This is a genomic window from Methanolobus sp. (genome assembly GCF_016278385.1).
Taxonomy (GTDB): domain Archaea; phylum Halobacteriota; class Methanosarcinia; order Methanosarcinales; family Methanosarcinaceae; genus Methanolobus.
This window is the reverse complement of record NZ_JADQBY010000005.1, coordinates 62,409-76,562: the sequence shown is the minus strand read 5'-3', so window position 1 is coordinate 76,562 and position 14,154 is coordinate 62,409. Positions and strand designations below refer to the sequence as shown.

Genomic DNA, 14,154 nt, shown 5'->3' with positions numbered 1-14,154 from the left:
TGTCTGGTGATGAAATTCTATCCTGAAATAGAAATTGATATTGAGAAGGCGGCAGAATTCCTAGAACTTCCGCCTTCCAGACTTGAAGATCTCATCGAGAAAAGGAGTCTGAAACGAAACTGGGACGAATACTACAATATATATAGGTTTGAAGGACATGCTCCGCATCTTGAAGATGGGACCGTGCTCATAGACCATCATGGCTCTTTTGAACTTGTACGAGGTTTTCCAAAGATTAAGAGAGCAATGCTTCTTGAACCTTCTATAAAGAACAGTTTTAGCAAGATCAACTCTGTGGTCGTTGAGGAAAAAATGAACGGATACAACGTCCGTGTCATTGAATACAATGGAAAACTCATTGCTTTTACCCGCAGCGGTCATGTCTGTCCTTATTCAACTGAGTGGATACAGAATTTACTTGAAATGGATTTCTTCAAAGAAAATCCTGAACTTATTCTTTATGGAGAAATGGTTGGACCTGACAACCCTTATGTGCAAAAATATGTCTATGACATAGCGTCACTGGAATTCTTTGTTTTTGACATTAGATATAAGAATACAGGGGAAGCCCTGCCAGTATACAAAAAAAAGGAGATTGCAGAAGAATATGGTTTTAGACAGGTGAGACTTTTTGGAGAATTTAACATTAATGAAGCTGCAGAGAAGGTAAAAGGAATAATAAAAGAGCTTGGAAAAAAAGGACGCGAAGGTGTTGTAATAAAAGATCCGGAGATGGTATTGCAACCAGTGAAATACACAGCGTCTGAAAGTAATTGTGCCGATCTACGCCAGGCATTTAAGTTCTACAATGAAGCTGGAAGAGATTATCTCTTTTCCAGGGTTATACGTGAAGGATTCCAGTCTTATGAATGGAATGAGAGTGAAGAAGAATTCCAACAGAGATGTCTGAGACTAGGAGAAAGCATTCTTCTCCCAATGAAAAAAACCATCGCACAGGTAGAAACCGGGGAACGGATCTCCGATGATTTTCAGATAAGAGTACGAGACAGGAATGTAGTCTATAAATTCAAATCATACCTTGAAAGACTGGGACTTTATGTGGTGTTTGAAACACCTGAGAAAATTGGCGATGAATATGTAGTCAGTATCAAAAAGATGAACAAAAGCACAAACGATAAGACACTTGCAATGTTAGAAGGACAGTTGTGGTCATGAAAAAGACATATATCTTAATAGATTAATTCGTAAACCACACAAAGGGTGCCCATATGACAAAAATTACAATCATCGGAAGTGAGAAAAGCGGCAAGACTACACTTGCCGGAAAACTCGGAAAGAAAGGTAATGTCACTGATATAACAATGTATGACTATGCCAAAAATGACAGGATACTCACAACAATCGATGCTATCGGTTATCCGGTATCTGTAAAGTCACTGGTTACAGCACTTAACTTATCCGACGTTGCTCTTTTATGCATACCTCCAACAGGACTTGACCCATTGGCTGCTGAGTGTATAATTGCACTTGATCTGATGCAATACAAGCAAGGAATCGTTGTCCTCACAAAATCCGATGCATCCTATGCTATTGCACAGGAAGAACTGCAGGCAAAGCTTAAGAAAATTACAATGGGTACCGCACTTGAGAACTGGGAATACATGTCAATATCCACTACTTCTTTTGAAGGTATGGAAGAGTTAAAAGAACTCATATTCACAGTCGGTGACAGAGTCGACAAAGAGCAAAGAGAACTGGATAAACTGCCTTCACGTACTCTTATAGATCAGTCTTTCAACGTAACAGGTATCGGATGTGTAGTGCTTGGAGTTGTTACCCAGGGAACCATAAATGCAAAGGATAAAATGCTTGCATACCCTGCTAAAAAGGAACTGGAAATAAGATCCATACAAATGCATGATGTAGATGTTAAATCTGCACCTGCAGGTGCTAGGGTAGGACTTGCCCTTAAAGGTGTCCAGTCAAAGGACATCGAGAGGGGGTTTGTACTCTCTAAAGAAGAAACAGTTGCTATGGACTTTACATTGAAATGCACCCTTTCCCCGCTGGCAAAAGAGTTTAATGTCGATGATATGCTGCACCTTTATGTAGGGCTTCAGTCCTCACCTGTAAAGGTTACAGAAATAATTGAAGGCGCAGACAAGGTCGAAAAAGCAAAACCCGGAAAAGAATACACTATTAACTTATCCGGCTCAAAGGAAGTAGCCTACAGTAAAAATGACAGGTTTATCCTGACAAATCTTGACGAAAAGCAACGATTCATTGCTTTTGGTTATGAACAATAATTTTTGAAAATATTATTTCTTTTTTGGTGTCAAATGTTTGGCACCATCAAGAAAAGCGGGTCTTTCTATAGCCTTTGTTCTCTCGATATTATCAGGCAGGTTAACCAGACCAGGCTGAAGAATCATCCCTGAAGAACCGCTAAGTTCATTATTGAATTCTTTGTAGCCAGAACCAATACGCACAGGATAATCATTTTTGATTATTTCAACCTGTATGTTTGAAGGTTTTTCAGGTTCCTCCGTTGCTATTCCTCTGGAAAGACCGGATTTTGTATCCCTGTCCTTTGTTTTGGAACCTTCCTCTTTACCATTATTGTAGTTTTCTTTTACAAAATCCCGAAGGTCATACTGATCGGCAAACTTGTATATCTGCGTCAATTTTTCCTGTACCCATCCAATCTCAGAGTGACGATGATAACCTACTTCAAAACCCAATCTTCGGCTTGCATCTGCAAGCTGCTCTTTGCCATCTTTCGGAAGAGTTTTTTTCACTCCTGGTTTCTTAAATATCTTTACCATGAGAAACAACCATCATTCAAGATAGCCCTCTATTTTCAAGCCTTTCTCAGAAAATACCACACTTCGCATGTTACAGTCATGTTTTGTACCACGCATCTTTATAACCTGAATAGCACGGGTCATGGTTTTGTCATAAAGGAAATTATGCATGAATATAACACCATGAGCAGCAAACTGTTCTGTGGAATAAGCAGTTGGGTCAGTCATTTCAGATAATATTAATGTAGTGCATCCAAGTTTCTTGAGATTGCGAATAAACCTACTCATCTCTTTTTCCTGCAGAGACATATCCCTTGTAGTAAACCTGATTGCAGATACTGAGTCGATTACCAGCCTCTTAACATTGTATTCTGCAACGTAGGCGGCAATTTCCTTGAATACCATAGAAGGCGATGGCACTTCACTTTCAACTGAGCTTTTACCAACATTATAATCTGTAGTTATGAACTCGTTGATCTCATCCATATAACCATATTCCATGCGCGGACCGAGATCAGCAAATAAAAGTGTCTTCATTTTGATTAGTGTTGGAACATTCATAGCATAGTTGGACATGTCGTTGATAATATTCTGAGGACATTCCAGTAAAGTTGCATATAATCCTACCTCACCCAAACCTGCTCCCTGAGCAAGAAATTGAACACCAAATGTTGTTTTCCCGCTACCTGGAGGGCCACTTAACACATAAACCCTCTCTGTTAGAAGACCGCCCTGAACCAGATCATCAAATCCCTCTATTCCTGTAGGTATCCGCATTTGTATACTTCCCAAAAGTCGTTAATAGTAAACTAGTAATATAGTAATGTGATTATATAATATCTAAAGTATTTCAATGCATCGATATATCTAAAAATACTATATTTTTTAACGATTAACATGGAAAATAAAAACAAAGACAGGTTCAAGATAAGTATAGCAGATTTTGTCTGGACTCTTAGATTATTTATATTATCAGTAGTCTTCGCATTTGTTCTGGGAATTGTTGTTTACATATTCACACTGGTGTTTGCAGAACATGCGCCTGTGAGTGAAGCTATTATGAATACCGCTACGGCAGCAACGGCTAAAGTAGAGATCACTTCAAATTACATAAGCCCCATGTGGGCAATATTTATCTTCAACAGTATCGCAGCCTCCTTCGCAGTCATAGGTTCAGGTCTTTTCATGTCTGTGCACCATCTGCTTATCGGCGACATAGCAATGAGACCAAAACATCCACTTTATGCCCGCTTTTCCATCCTCTTTGAAAAATTGATAATGCCCCTGTATAGTCTGTTCATAAGAATTGCATCTATGATAGACAGGGATTTCTCATCCATGAGAAGAAATCATCAGGAAAAAGAAGGAACCATATGGCAGTACTGTGGTTATGGAAAAGATGAGTACAGGATGTTCTCCTACATGCTCCCATATATCGTACCACTCATGATATTAATGGTAAATGGATTTCTCATGGGCATTCTTCTTTCATTCTTCGCTTTCAATGGGGCTCTAACAGGATTTGAGCTACTGGGTTTAAAAGGCATTATAATAGGCCTGATCTACAATGTGGTATACTTTTTCATATCCATCATTCCCCACGGGATAATCGAAATTCCGGCAATTATCCTGGCTGCTGCTGTTGGATACAGATTTGGGTACATACAGGCACATGATGTTATCGACAGAGGACTTTTCAATGGAGACACCATTACAAGTCTCAAAGAAGATGCTGAATTTACTTTTACTGTGGCTAAAGATTACATGCTTTCAGGATACACATGGAAAATGCTGGGAATTATCAGTTTGACTCTGCTGATTGCAGCATATATTGAAACTTATATGACGCTAGGGATTGTTGATAAAGTCATGCATGTACTTGATAGTTATGTAGAGGGACTTTTGTTCTAAATGATCTGCTAAAAATGTATTTCATAGCTATTTCTTAAAATCAGCCATACCCTCTGCAACATTCCTGAGCAACTGAGCTGCGATCTCCTGGGATGGCCAGGAACCCAGACCACAATCCGGACCTGCATATTTTATGCTCTCACCGAACATGGAGTAAGCCTTCGAAAGTCTCTTTGAGATAACTGCCGGGGTTTCCATCTCGTTGATTATCTCAGGGAAATACTGGGTTTCTTTCCAGACATTGGTGTTATATTTGTCATTGAGTACAGCGACAAGGTTGAATATATCAGTCCTTGCAATTCCGACCCTCAGGTAGGAATCGGTATCATCAAGTTCCTTTTTATCGATCAGATCAAGATAGGATGGAGTTGCTGCGGATTCAACACCTATTACACTGATATTCTCTGTCTGGCAGGCAAGTTTGTAGTGCAGGGGTGAATGAAGATGAATTTCCACATCGCAACCGGCCTTTTTGGCAGAACTGCATGCAATATCCATGGCTTTTATGAGATCATTGTCCGAGAACATTACTTGTGGATTAATACCAATGCTTGGCTCGTCAATGGAAACCGTCTTTATGTTAAAATCCTTTGCACCTGAAAGTGAGTTCTTAACGAAACGACCAACACTTTCTCCGAACAAGTTCAGTATATCGACATACTCGGTTCCGCCAAATTCCTTGAGATAAAGCTCAAGTGGTCCTGTAACACAGACGCGTACATCAAGTTTTTCTCCGTTCTCTTCCTTGTAGGCTTTTGCAACACTTTCTATGGCTTCGAGTTCAATGATACGGGCATCGGACTGCTTTACTTTGAATGGTTCCTCGGTACAATTGGAATCTCTGATGATGGACAGGAACTGCTCATTCATATCCTGATATTGGGGATAGGTAGGTACCTCCACACCTGCTTCTACTTTCTTCATGAAAGCATCATTTATGACCTTGAATAGGTCTGCATCACTTTTCTTTTCAGAAAACTTTCCAGCCATCCAGTCTTTGGATGTTCCTGCCGGAAGAGGAAAACTGCCAATATCATCAAAGATAATCTCTGCCATGCCTGTATAATTGTCCTGTATTTCACTTATAAGTTTTGAGTGATGAAATGATATGGATTTTCAAAGCTGAAATAAATGAAATATAAAAAAAGAAAGAAATCAAAAATAAATGGCACAAAGTGCCGGTTCTATTTCTTCATAACAGAAGAGATCTTTGAAACATAATAATTGATACATGCCTGGGAATAATCAAGGGATTTTGATGACATGTGTGAGATAATCTCATTTGCATCCCTCTCCGGTTGCTGATTGCCTTTTGGCATCCCATATATCTCACGGTGATTAGAAACTTTTTGAAGCATTATGTTCTGAAGTTCCACAACATCAAACCTTTCTTCCGGGGTCAGTTCTTCAAAACCGTTCTTTAAATATTGGAGTTTTTCCCTGTTCTCTTCAGTCATTTCAATGTTCAATATAGGGTTTTTCAATTCCATAAGTACCACAGAAGTATATATGCAATTTAGAATATATATAGCTTCTGAAAATTATATTTATTTAATATATACGAAGTAAATAAAGCGGTAAAGCAGACTTCTTTTAACACAACAAAATGAGATTTAAAAAGTAAAAAGCAGTTGCTCTGGATTTTACTCCAGAGCAGACTTAATATTTCAGTTGTTTTCAAGAGATGGAAGGGTCATTAGCAAGCCAATGTTTCTGAGGGCTTCTGAAACCTGCTTGAAAGCAACCAGAAACTCCTTTGTGCTCAGATCAAGATTTGCTGCAAGTGGTTCTGATGCAAACCATATTTCCCTCTCATTATCTCCCCTGGTAAGTGACACACAGGCAAGCATATCAGCTTTTGTGAGCCTGTAAACAGAGTCTCTGCCTGTTGGTGTTACCCAGGAAGGGTGGATGGATTTGAGCTCATTTACGAACTTGGGCCAGTTAATGGTTGCAGATGCCTCCAGATTCAGTTTGACAATTGCACGATCGCCTGTAACTTCTTTTTCGAGGGTTTTAAGAAGATTCTTGTAATCAGGATCGTTTTCGTCAACTACCATAACCTCTTCCTCAAGTTTCTCTGCTTCATCTGCAAAGAAAGGAGCCAGGTTCACAGTACTGGATGGTTTTGTTGCAAGGGATACACCGAAGAAGGCTACTCCACTAAGAAGCATTCCTACAATGACACCGTGGTTTGAAAGCACAGGGTGAATTGTATCCAGGTAAGGTATTGCAAAAGGAGCAGTGTTTGCAAGATCAACAACTGTCAGTCCTATCTGTGCAACGGCACCTACAATAAGTCCTGCAAGTGCGCCTTCCTTTGTTGCACGTTTCCAGAACAAACCACCCATAAGTGGGAAGAAGTATGATGCACTGGCAATGAAAGTTGCAATGTGAATTACATCGATGATACTGTTGATATAGAACGAAAGCACAGTTGCCAGTGCAACAATTATCAGTACACTGACCCGGTTTATAGTCATCATCTGTTTCATTGTTGCATCAGGTTTTATGTATCTCTGGTATATGTCGCGTGAGAGACATGAACCGCCTGATGTTGCAAATGTATCGGCTGAAGACATTGCTGCTGCTGCAAGACCAACAGCACAGAGACCTATCGCTATTGGAGAGAGGTTACTCACTATGTAGACCAGCAATGCAGGTTCTGCTTCTGCCATTGCACCCATTCCGATATCTGCAAAAGAAGCGGGTATGGACGGATAAATGTGGTTAAGGCTAATGGCAATAGCAGTACATGCGATACCAAAGATAAGAAAGATAAGGACAGAACCAAGTACCATGCCTATTCTTGCGGATTTTTCATCCTTTGCCGCCCATATCCTCTGCCATGGATCCTGCTCGGTTATCCATCCTGGTATGATGGCAAAAATAGCTATCAGTACAGCAGGAATACCAACTGCGAACGGATTCCACCATCCTGCTGGAACGTCACCAAAAAGCTCAGATGAACTTATTGCAGGAACATCAGCAGACCCTGTTGTAGCTGCATTGACAAGCACGAAGGCAATTATAATTGAGAAGGTAGCAAGCATGACAAACTGTACCACATCAGTCCATATGACTGCTGAGAAACCTCCAAGGGTTACATATACAGAGATAGCAAGAGCAACAATAGCCGCAGCATAGATAGGGTCCAGGCCGAAGAAGATGCTAAGCACCATCGAGAAACCCTTAATGTCAGCAACTGCGAAAAGAGCCATTACAATTGCGATGACAATTGCAACGGGACCACGTATGGTGCCACTAAACCTCTGTTCCAGCAATTCAGGCTGTGTGATGGCAGGTAGGTGTTTTATTTTACCCACAAGCAGGGCGATAAGCAGCAATGCCAGGATGTTTGGAGCTACAAAACCCCATATAGAACCCATTCCGAGCAACATGTAAAAGCCGATAACCGCTAATATACCACCTGCGGTCATCCACGAGGATGCCGCTGAAAAACCAATGCCTAATGCACCGATCTTACGGCCGGCAAGCCAGAAGTCAGTTACAGATTTCTGACGTTTTGTAAAATACAATCCTATGCCTATCAGTCCGAGTACGTAGACTGACATTAATAACAAGAATATTTGATAACTTTCCATAACTACAACCTCTTAAATAAGTAACAACAGGACTTCAGGGGATTAACTGCTGAAGACCTTTATATATGTAGTATAGTTCTTATTATGGTTACTATTTAAGGGTTTTCAAAAAATTGTCTTTACTTGTAATCAATTTCATTTAACTTGAATGTCTGAAACACTTTCATCCAGCATTTTTTTTAATTTGAATTTGATTTGAAAGAAACATTTAAATTGATTTTAGCAAATATCAGAACTACAGGATTCAAAATAAACAGATCTCAATACAAAATAATATTATCATTCAGATACTATTCTACTCCATGACCCTTGAGCCTATTCACATAAAAGAGATACACGAAATCGTTGACCGCATTGACAACTGTTTCAAAAAAGAGGACAATGAATGTGATGATGCCGAGAAGGTAATAAGCATTCTCGAACGGCTCAGAAAGCTGGAATATAACGGGAAGATCGTTCTGAGGTCCATTGGACCTGTCAGGCGCGGAAAAGCAAGTATCGAAAGGATGATACGGGCAGAGGACCCTTTTCCGAAAACATACTCATGTGACAGTGGAAGTACCACTGCAAAGACATTCGATAACGGCCTTTATGTTGATCTCTGCCACTGTGCCATGGCAAGTACTCCCACTGACCTTGATATCCACAGCAAACGAACCATAGTGGCAGCAGCTTACACGGCAAGTAATAAAGTATACTTGAATACCAGCAATGACTGGGAATCATTCGACAATGGTTCGGGGCGAAAAAAGATAATCCGTATCCAGCCCGGTTTGCTGAATAAGAAGGTCACGGATATCCTGCATGATGTAGCTCTTTATCTTTGTGAGTCAGAACATATACTCTGGATGCTTAATAGCATTAAGAATGAGGATTTCTTCATCATGGATGGTCCCATCTATCCGAAAAGGATCATGTATTGGATGGTTGTTGATTCCGGGGATGTGAACATACGCATTGACCCAAGCAGCATGAAAATAATCCAGAACTATATCGACATAATGGACCATCATATCGAAAACATGAAGCCTCTTGTGGGATTTGTAAAGAACCCCGAGGATATGCAGATAATGCTGGCACTGAAAAAACAGGATGGTGAACTTGATCTTCCATGGCTTGTGGATGCACAGTTCTTCAAGAATGCATTGTCCCTTGAAAGGCCGGGGATTAAGAAAAGAGATGCTGATAAGTATATTACCTACACTAACTGGTTCGTACAGCCAAACCAGTTCTACGAGAAAATGCTTAAATCCACTTCTCCCCTGGTTGCAGAACTGGCCAGCGGGAAATTTGATTCTGAGGATTATGCACTCTGTTTCTTTATGGCATATGTCCCGAAACTCAACACTATCTTCAAGATAGAATCCTCTTACGGACTGATCAAAAACGATGAGCTAAGGAATCGGATAACAAGAAAAGTGCTCTACGACCTGGCACTAAGCGGAATACCAAAAACCCTATCCAAAGCAGATTCAATTGCAAAGATACCGGTGTCTGAAAGACGGCATATCATTGACAGGTTCAGGAATTCAAAGATAGATACTACTTATAACGATACAAGGTGGGATGAACAGTGAGAGATGAGGACATACTTTCTTTTGCAAAAGACAGGAACGATGAGAATGACAGGATCACAGAGGAATTCAAAAATGAGAGTGCCCTCGCCGGAGATGAAACTGACGAATTGTTTGAGGAATTCGAACCTGAGATTACGTCTCTATTAAACAGACAAAATGGCTTTTCAGATGACGCTTTTGGTATAATCACCACTGGCATAGACCCTCTGGAGATAACGGAAGACGGGGCAAGGATAACCGCATACATTACAACTTCCCACCGTCAGAAAGTGAGACTTGGAACATATGTCATGGTTCCATACGGAGACGAGGATCTGTTCGCAAGAATATGGAAACTCCAGTATTTACAGGAGTTTGCAGTGGATGATGCCACAGAGATACACTCACGCAGGATGCTGCAATCCAATACTACTGATGAGGTGGATTACAAGTTTTTGGCTTACCTTGACCCTATATGTATCCTGTATGAACCAAAGGATAAAGCGGGATCACTTTCCAGGAGAATGAGTGACAGGATACCCCGTCCTAACACTCCCATACTACCTGTAACTGAGAAAAAGAAGATACAGACAGGTCTCAACATACCTGAAGAGGGTATTTTTATGGGACACCTGAGTGTTGGCGGGGAACTTGTCAGGACACATGCGGTACCTCCCACAGTTCCGTATTACCTGAGGAATGATTACTCAATGGGTGATCCACTGATATTCAGGCACATGCTGGTCTGCGGAAGTACGGGTACAGGAAAGACCTTCCTTACAAAGAATATCCTGCGCCAGTTCATGAGTGAGGACAACCGCTACAATCTTCGAGGTTCAGAAGAGAAAAGGAATCCATGTCTTGTGATAATGGATCCACAGGACGAGTATTCTCAGATTTTTGAGGATAACCCCGATATTACGGATGATGATGACTTCAGGCTCAGGGCAGAGAAGGTTAACTTCGGTGCCTGTAAGAACACGAAGACCTTTATAGCAAAGGTTGATGGTGAAGGATACAACGGCAGATCCAGGGCAGAGCAGATTGAGTTTACCATTCCCTTTGAAATGGTACGCAACAATTCGTGGCTCATCGCTCCGGTGGGTATGACAGAACTGCAATATGTGGGAGTTGACCTGCTGCTTGATGATTTCTTCAAGAAGGGGGGTCAGCACACATACGGTGGTTTCATAGACTTCATTGGTGATGACGCCACAAGAGACTATTATGTGGAGAGTGGCAAGATACACGAAGCATCCTATGACGGTATCGCACGCAGGGTGAAGAACCGTGCCCTTACAAGGGTCTTCGACCAACCTGCAAGGCCGATCAGCGATATACTCGGGCAGATATTCAAACCGGGACAAGTCAGCGTGTTCCCTACTGAGTACATAACCAACTCACGAATACGCGACATAATAACCCTCACTTTGATGAGCCTGATAGTTGATAATAAACTGAATACATCCGGGGAGACTGCTGTAAAGGATACACCAATCATTCTGGGACTTGATGAAGCACACCGCTATCTTGCCAAGGCAGGAGGAGAGCATTCAAGAAGACTTATCTCAAAGTTCGCAGATGCTGCACGTCAGGGAAGAAAAGAAGGACTTGGGCTATTTTTGATCACTCAAGACCCACAGGATATTGATGAGACAATCTTCAAGCAGATAAACACGCGCATCATTCTCAACCTGAGCAACGATGCTGCCATCAATACAATGAAGGTCAAAAAAGAATTCGAGAAGCGCATCCCATACCTGAAGAAAGGACAGATGATAGTGCAGAGTCCTGATAACAGTGATATGGTAGAGATCATGGGATTGTCAAGGTGTGTTGTGAAGCATGTTTGATGGATTTTGAAATTATTGATCCGCTTTTTTAGAAAAGTAAAATGAAAGCTTCCTTCGGGAAGCTTTTATTTGTAAACTACAACTGATCCAACAGCCATGTCATGCAAACCCTGTTTCTTCTTGGAGAAAATGATAGCTAAGTATCCGATTCCAAAGGTATCGCCAGCTATCATTTTAACTACATATCTAAAAACTGCTTTTCCAAAAGATATCCTGTTGCCCTCAAGGTCTGTTACTTTTATACCAAGTGTTTGCTTACCAGGTGTTGCTTGTTTTTTTGAACTTTCAAAGCCTGCAAAGTAAATCATTTCAGTAACAATGTAACCCATTAAGATGAAAATGAAAGATAATTCAGGGTCCACAATGAGAATACAAACAATAAATAGAGACACTATAACAGTATCAATAGCCCATGCAGTAAATCTTTTTCCAAAATCTACGTAAGGTGATAGCTCGGTATCCTGCAAAGATATCAAACTCAAATTTGCATTGCATTCACTACATAGAAATGCATTATCACCATTTACAGAGCCACAATATGGACAGTACATTCAAAACTCCTTTATCTGCCATTAATCACAACAGTCCCAGCTGCCATATCATAGAGACCCTGTTTCTTCTTGGAGAAAATAATAGCAAAATATCCGATTCCTAACATTATTGAAGTTACTACCTTAGTAAAATGTCTAAAAAATGCTCTTCCAAAAGATATTCTGTTACCTTCAAGGTCCGTTACTTTAATACCAATAACTTGCTTGCCAATTGTTGCCTGATACTTTGAGCTTTCAAAGCCTGCATGATAAATAAATGCAACTAGAATGCTGAACAAAAGGATAGAAATATCAGAAACTAGCCAAGGAATGAAAATACCAAAGAGTCCTAAACCATTTCCAAGGATTAAGCCCAAAATATTGGAAACTATCCAATCAATAAAAGCGGCATAAAATCTGTTCCAAAAACCTACATAAGGCGACTTTCTAATGCCTTCTAAAGGTATGGAACTCAAATTAGTATCACATTTGCTGCACGAAAGCACAGTATCTTCATTCTTAAATCCACAATTTGGACAGTACATTTAAAAACTCCTGTGATATAAAAATAATTATTCACATATAAATAATTATACTTTAATTTTTAATATAAAAATAAGCATCGTTGAATAATATTAATTTTAACAATTACCTATAATTTAATTGAAATTTTGTTCATTGTAGTTTTCAAAAAAACCGATTGGACACAATATAATGTGTTATTATCGAGATTAACCGAAACGTATATATCAGGCTAATACGTATGGATGTCTCGCTCAATCAGCGCGGGCCGGTAGCTTAGCCAGGCAGAGCGACGGACTCTTAATCCGTAGGCCAGGGGTTCAACTCCCTTCCGGCTCGCATTTTACAATCACTTTTTCTATAAAAGGTTAAATCCCATTAGATTAATCTATCTTTGTTTTTAAAATGGTGAAACCATGCCAAAAGTGAGTGTTGACATTCCACAGGAACTTCTTGACGACTTAAGTCAGCATATCGGTGACAACAAGAAGTTTGTTACACAGGCCGATGCCATAAGGACAGCATTACGTAAGATGTTGGACCAGCTTGACGATATAGACCGCAGACATGGCAGGCTGGAAGAATAAAAAAGAGATAGATTTATTCTTTGTCAGTTTACACTTTTTTGTTTTCAAAATCTAGAGGTTCTTCAAAAACCCTATACACTGTCTGCCTTCATCAAGGCTGCCCATTTCAGTAACAAGCCTGCCCTTGTAACCTGAAATACTTCCCATGAACTTTTTCCAGTCGATACTACCCTGTCCCAGAGGCAGATGTTCATCATGGACTCCATGGTTATCATGGATATGCATATGTTTGATTTTACCAAAGCATTTCTCCACAAACTCATCCACACGTCCCATGGTGTTTGCATGTCCTACATCAAGGGTCATACCTACGTTATCTCTGTCCACCTGTTCTAGTATATCCAGCATCTCATCGGGGATTTTTCCGTATATTTTAGGGATATCCGGCATATTCTCAACTGCAATGATAATGCCTCTCTCTTCTGCAAAATCACAGAGTTGCTGAATGGATTCAATATTTACCTGCCAGGCTTTATCGGGAACCTGACCGCCGTAAGGGGAAAGATAACCCGGGTGTAGCACCGCAAGCTCCACAAGACCCGATGCCATATCCAAATAATACTTCATCTGACGCATCACTTCATTGTGTATGCCTGAATTGAGACCTGCCATGTTCATATCCGAGAATGGCAGATGCATTGTAAGAGTAAGGTTGGTTGTTTCAAGTATGTCACGGACCTGCTGAATATTCTCATCATTAAGGCATTGTGAGCCTTCTTGTACTATTTCCCAGCCAGTGTATCCGATATCTTCCAAGCTGTAAGCCCAGTTGAATGGGTCTTCCACGGCTGCGCGTGATGAGTAGCTCAGGTTCCTTAAATTCAT

General features: G+C 40.5%; 14 protein-coding genes and 1 tRNA gene. 7 read left to right on the top strand and 8 right to left on the bottom strand.

Translation table 11 applies throughout. The annotated features are described in order from the left end of the window. The first annotated feature begins 9 nt into the window (after positions 1 to 9). Both QZZ23_RS02745 and QZZ23_RS02740 read left to right on the top strand, forming a co-directional pair. Positions 10 to 1,176 (top strand): RNA ligase, encoded by a 1,167-nt coding sequence (locus QZZ23_RS02745; RefSeq protein ID WP_292466669.1) that lies wholly within the window; start codon positions 10 to 12, stop codon positions 1,174 to 1,176. Between the two features lie 53 nt (positions 1,177 to 1,229). Next, positions 1,230 to 2,267 (top strand): EF-Tu/IF-2/RF-3 family GTPase, encoded by a 1,038-nt coding sequence (locus QZZ23_RS02740; RefSeq protein WP_292466668.1) that lies wholly within the window; start codon positions 1,230 to 1,232, stop codon positions 2,265 to 2,267. Between the two features lie 12 nt (positions 2,268 to 2,279). Here QZZ23_RS02740 and QZZ23_RS02735 read toward each other — a convergent pair whose 3' ends face one another. Together QZZ23_RS02735 and QZZ23_RS02730 are read right to left on the bottom strand one after the other, a co-directional pair. Further along, complete coding sequence (locus QZZ23_RS02735; RefSeq protein WP_292466667.1) at positions 2,280 to 2,786, bottom strand: hypothetical protein; 507 nt, start codon at positions 2,784 to 2,786, stop codon at positions 2,280 to 2,282. A gap of 12 nt (positions 2,787 to 2,798) precedes the next feature. Continuing rightward, positions 2,799 to 3,542 carry an ATPase domain-containing protein gene (locus QZZ23_RS02730; protein WP_292466666.1) on the bottom strand — a complete coding sequence of 248 codons (744 nt, stop codon included), beginning with the start codon at positions 3,540 to 3,542 and terminating at the stop codon, positions 2,799 to 2,801. 120 nt (positions 3,543 to 3,662) lie between these two features. Here QZZ23_RS02730 and QZZ23_RS02725 point away from each other — a divergent pair, with 120 nt between their 5' ends. Then, positions 3,663 to 4,676: a stage II sporulation protein M gene (locus QZZ23_RS02725; protein WP_292466665.1), complete on the top strand. Its 1,014-nt coding sequence runs from the start codon at positions 3,663 to 3,665 to the stop codon at positions 4,674 to 4,676. Between the two features lie 27 nt (positions 4,677 to 4,703). Here QZZ23_RS02725 and QZZ23_RS02720 read toward each other — a convergent pair whose 3' ends face one another. The 3 genes from QZZ23_RS02720 to QZZ23_RS02710 form a co-directional block, all read right to left on the bottom strand. Next, entirely contained in the window at positions 4,704 to 5,732 is a 1,029-nt protein-coding gene (locus tag QZZ23_RS02720; RefSeq protein WP_292466664.1) for a methionine synthase, read from the bottom strand. 128 nt (positions 5,733 to 5,860) lie between these two features. Beyond that, on the bottom strand, positions 5,861 to 6,166 hold the full coding sequence (locus QZZ23_RS02715) for a hypothetical protein (RefSeq protein ID WP_292466663.1): 306 nt from the start codon (positions 6,164 to 6,166) through the stop codon (positions 5,861 to 5,863). A gap of 177 nt (positions 6,167 to 6,343) precedes the next feature. Further along, entirely contained in the window at positions 6,344 to 8,281 is a 1,938-nt protein-coding gene (locus tag QZZ23_RS02710) for a sodium:solute symporter (RefSeq protein WP_292466662.1), read from the bottom strand. Between the two features lie 302 nt (positions 8,282 to 8,583). Between QZZ23_RS02710 and QZZ23_RS02705 the strand changes: the two genes are divergently transcribed. Together QZZ23_RS02705 and QZZ23_RS02700 are read left to right on the top strand one after the other, a co-directional pair. Then, positions 8,584 to 9,858, top strand: a complete 1,275-nt coding sequence (locus QZZ23_RS02705; RefSeq protein WP_292466661.1) for a DNA double-strand break repair nuclease NurA — start codon at positions 8,584 to 8,586, stop codon at positions 9,856 to 9,858. Continuing rightward, entirely contained in the window at positions 9,855 to 11,690 is a 1,836-nt protein-coding gene (locus QZZ23_RS02700) for an ATP-binding protein (protein WP_292466660.1), read from the top strand. Before QZZ23_RS02705 ends, QZZ23_RS02700 begins: the two co-directional genes overlap by 4 nt. 65 nt (positions 11,691 to 11,755) lie before the next feature. Here the strand turns inward: QZZ23_RS02700 and QZZ23_RS02695 are convergent, their stop codons facing one another. After that, on the bottom strand, positions 11,756 to 12,157 hold the full coding sequence (locus QZZ23_RS02695; RefSeq protein ID WP_292466659.1) for an RDD family protein: 402 nt from the start codon (positions 12,155 to 12,157) through the stop codon (positions 11,756 to 11,758). A 95-nt stretch (positions 12,158 to 12,252) separates the two neighbouring features. Continuing rightward, a complete protein-coding gene (locus tag QZZ23_RS02690) occupies positions 12,253 to 12,765 on the bottom strand; it encodes an RDD family protein (RefSeq protein WP_292466658.1) in 513 nt (170 codons plus the stop codon). A gap of 242 nt (positions 12,766 to 13,007) precedes the next feature. Here QZZ23_RS02690 and QZZ23_RS02685 point away from each other — a divergent pair. After that, positions 13,008 to 13,081, top strand: a tRNA-Lys gene (locus QZZ23_RS02685). Positions 13,082 to 13,158: 77 nt separating this feature from the next. Next, the gene (locus tag QZZ23_RS02680; protein ID WP_292466657.1) at positions 13,159 to 13,329 is read left to right on the top strand and encodes a CopG family transcriptional regulator; all 171 of its coding nucleotides are present in this window, start codon (positions 13,159 to 13,161) and stop codon (positions 13,327 to 13,329) included. Positions 13,330 to 13,380: 51 nt separating this feature from the next. Here QZZ23_RS02680 and QZZ23_RS02675 read toward each other — a convergent pair whose 3' ends face one another. Beyond that, positions 13,381 to 14,154, bottom strand: coding sequence for a sugar phosphate isomerase/epimerase (locus QZZ23_RS02675; protein WP_292466656.1), 774 nt, complete (start codon positions 14,152 to 14,154; stop codon positions 13,381 to 13,383).

Bases quoted from the DNA above. Each gene is read 5' to 3' on its own strand.
- QZZ23_RS02745 (WP_292466669.1), top strand. From the start codon at position 10: ATGAAATTCTATCCTGAAATAGAAATTGATATTGAGAAGGCGGCAGAA.
- QZZ23_RS02740 (WP_292466668.1), top strand. From the start codon at position 1,230: ATGACAAAAATTACAATCATCGGAAGTGAGAAAAGCGGCAAGACTACA.
- QZZ23_RS02735 (WP_292466667.1), bottom strand. From the start codon at position 2,786: ATGGTAAAGATATTTAAGAAACCAGGAGTGAAAAAAACTCTTCCGAAA.
- QZZ23_RS02730 (WP_292466666.1), bottom strand. From the start codon at position 3,542: ATGCGGATACCTACAGGAATAGAGGGATTTGATGATCTGGTTCAGGGC.
- QZZ23_RS02725 (WP_292466665.1), top strand. From the start codon at position 3,663: ATGGAAAATAAAAACAAAGACAGGTTCAAGATAAGTATAGCAGATTTT.
- QZZ23_RS02720 (WP_292466664.1), bottom strand. From the start codon at position 5,732: ATGGCAGAGATTATCTTTGATGATATTGGCAGTTTTCCTCTTCCGGCA.
- QZZ23_RS02715 (WP_292466663.1), bottom strand. From the start codon at position 6,166: ATGGAATTGAAAAACCCTATATTGAACATTGAAATGACTGAAGAGAAC.
- QZZ23_RS02710 (WP_292466662.1), bottom strand. From the start codon at position 8,281: ATGGAAAGTTATCAAATATTCTTGTTATTAATGTCAGTCTACGTACTC.
- QZZ23_RS02705 (WP_292466661.1), top strand. From the start codon at position 8,584: ATGACCCTTGAGCCTATTCACATAAAAGAGATACACGAAATCGTTGAC.
- QZZ23_RS02690 (WP_292466658.1), bottom strand. From the start codon at position 12,765: ATGTACTGTCCAAATTGTGGATTTAAGAATGAAGATACTGTGCTTTCG.
- QZZ23_RS02680 (WP_292466657.1), top strand. From the start codon at position 13,159: ATGCCAAAAGTGAGTGTTGACATTCCACAGGAACTTCTTGACGACTTA.
- QZZ23_RS02675 (WP_292466656.1), bottom strand. From the start codon at position 14,154: ATGAATTTAAGGAACCTGAGCTACTCATCACGCGCAGCCGTGGAAGAC.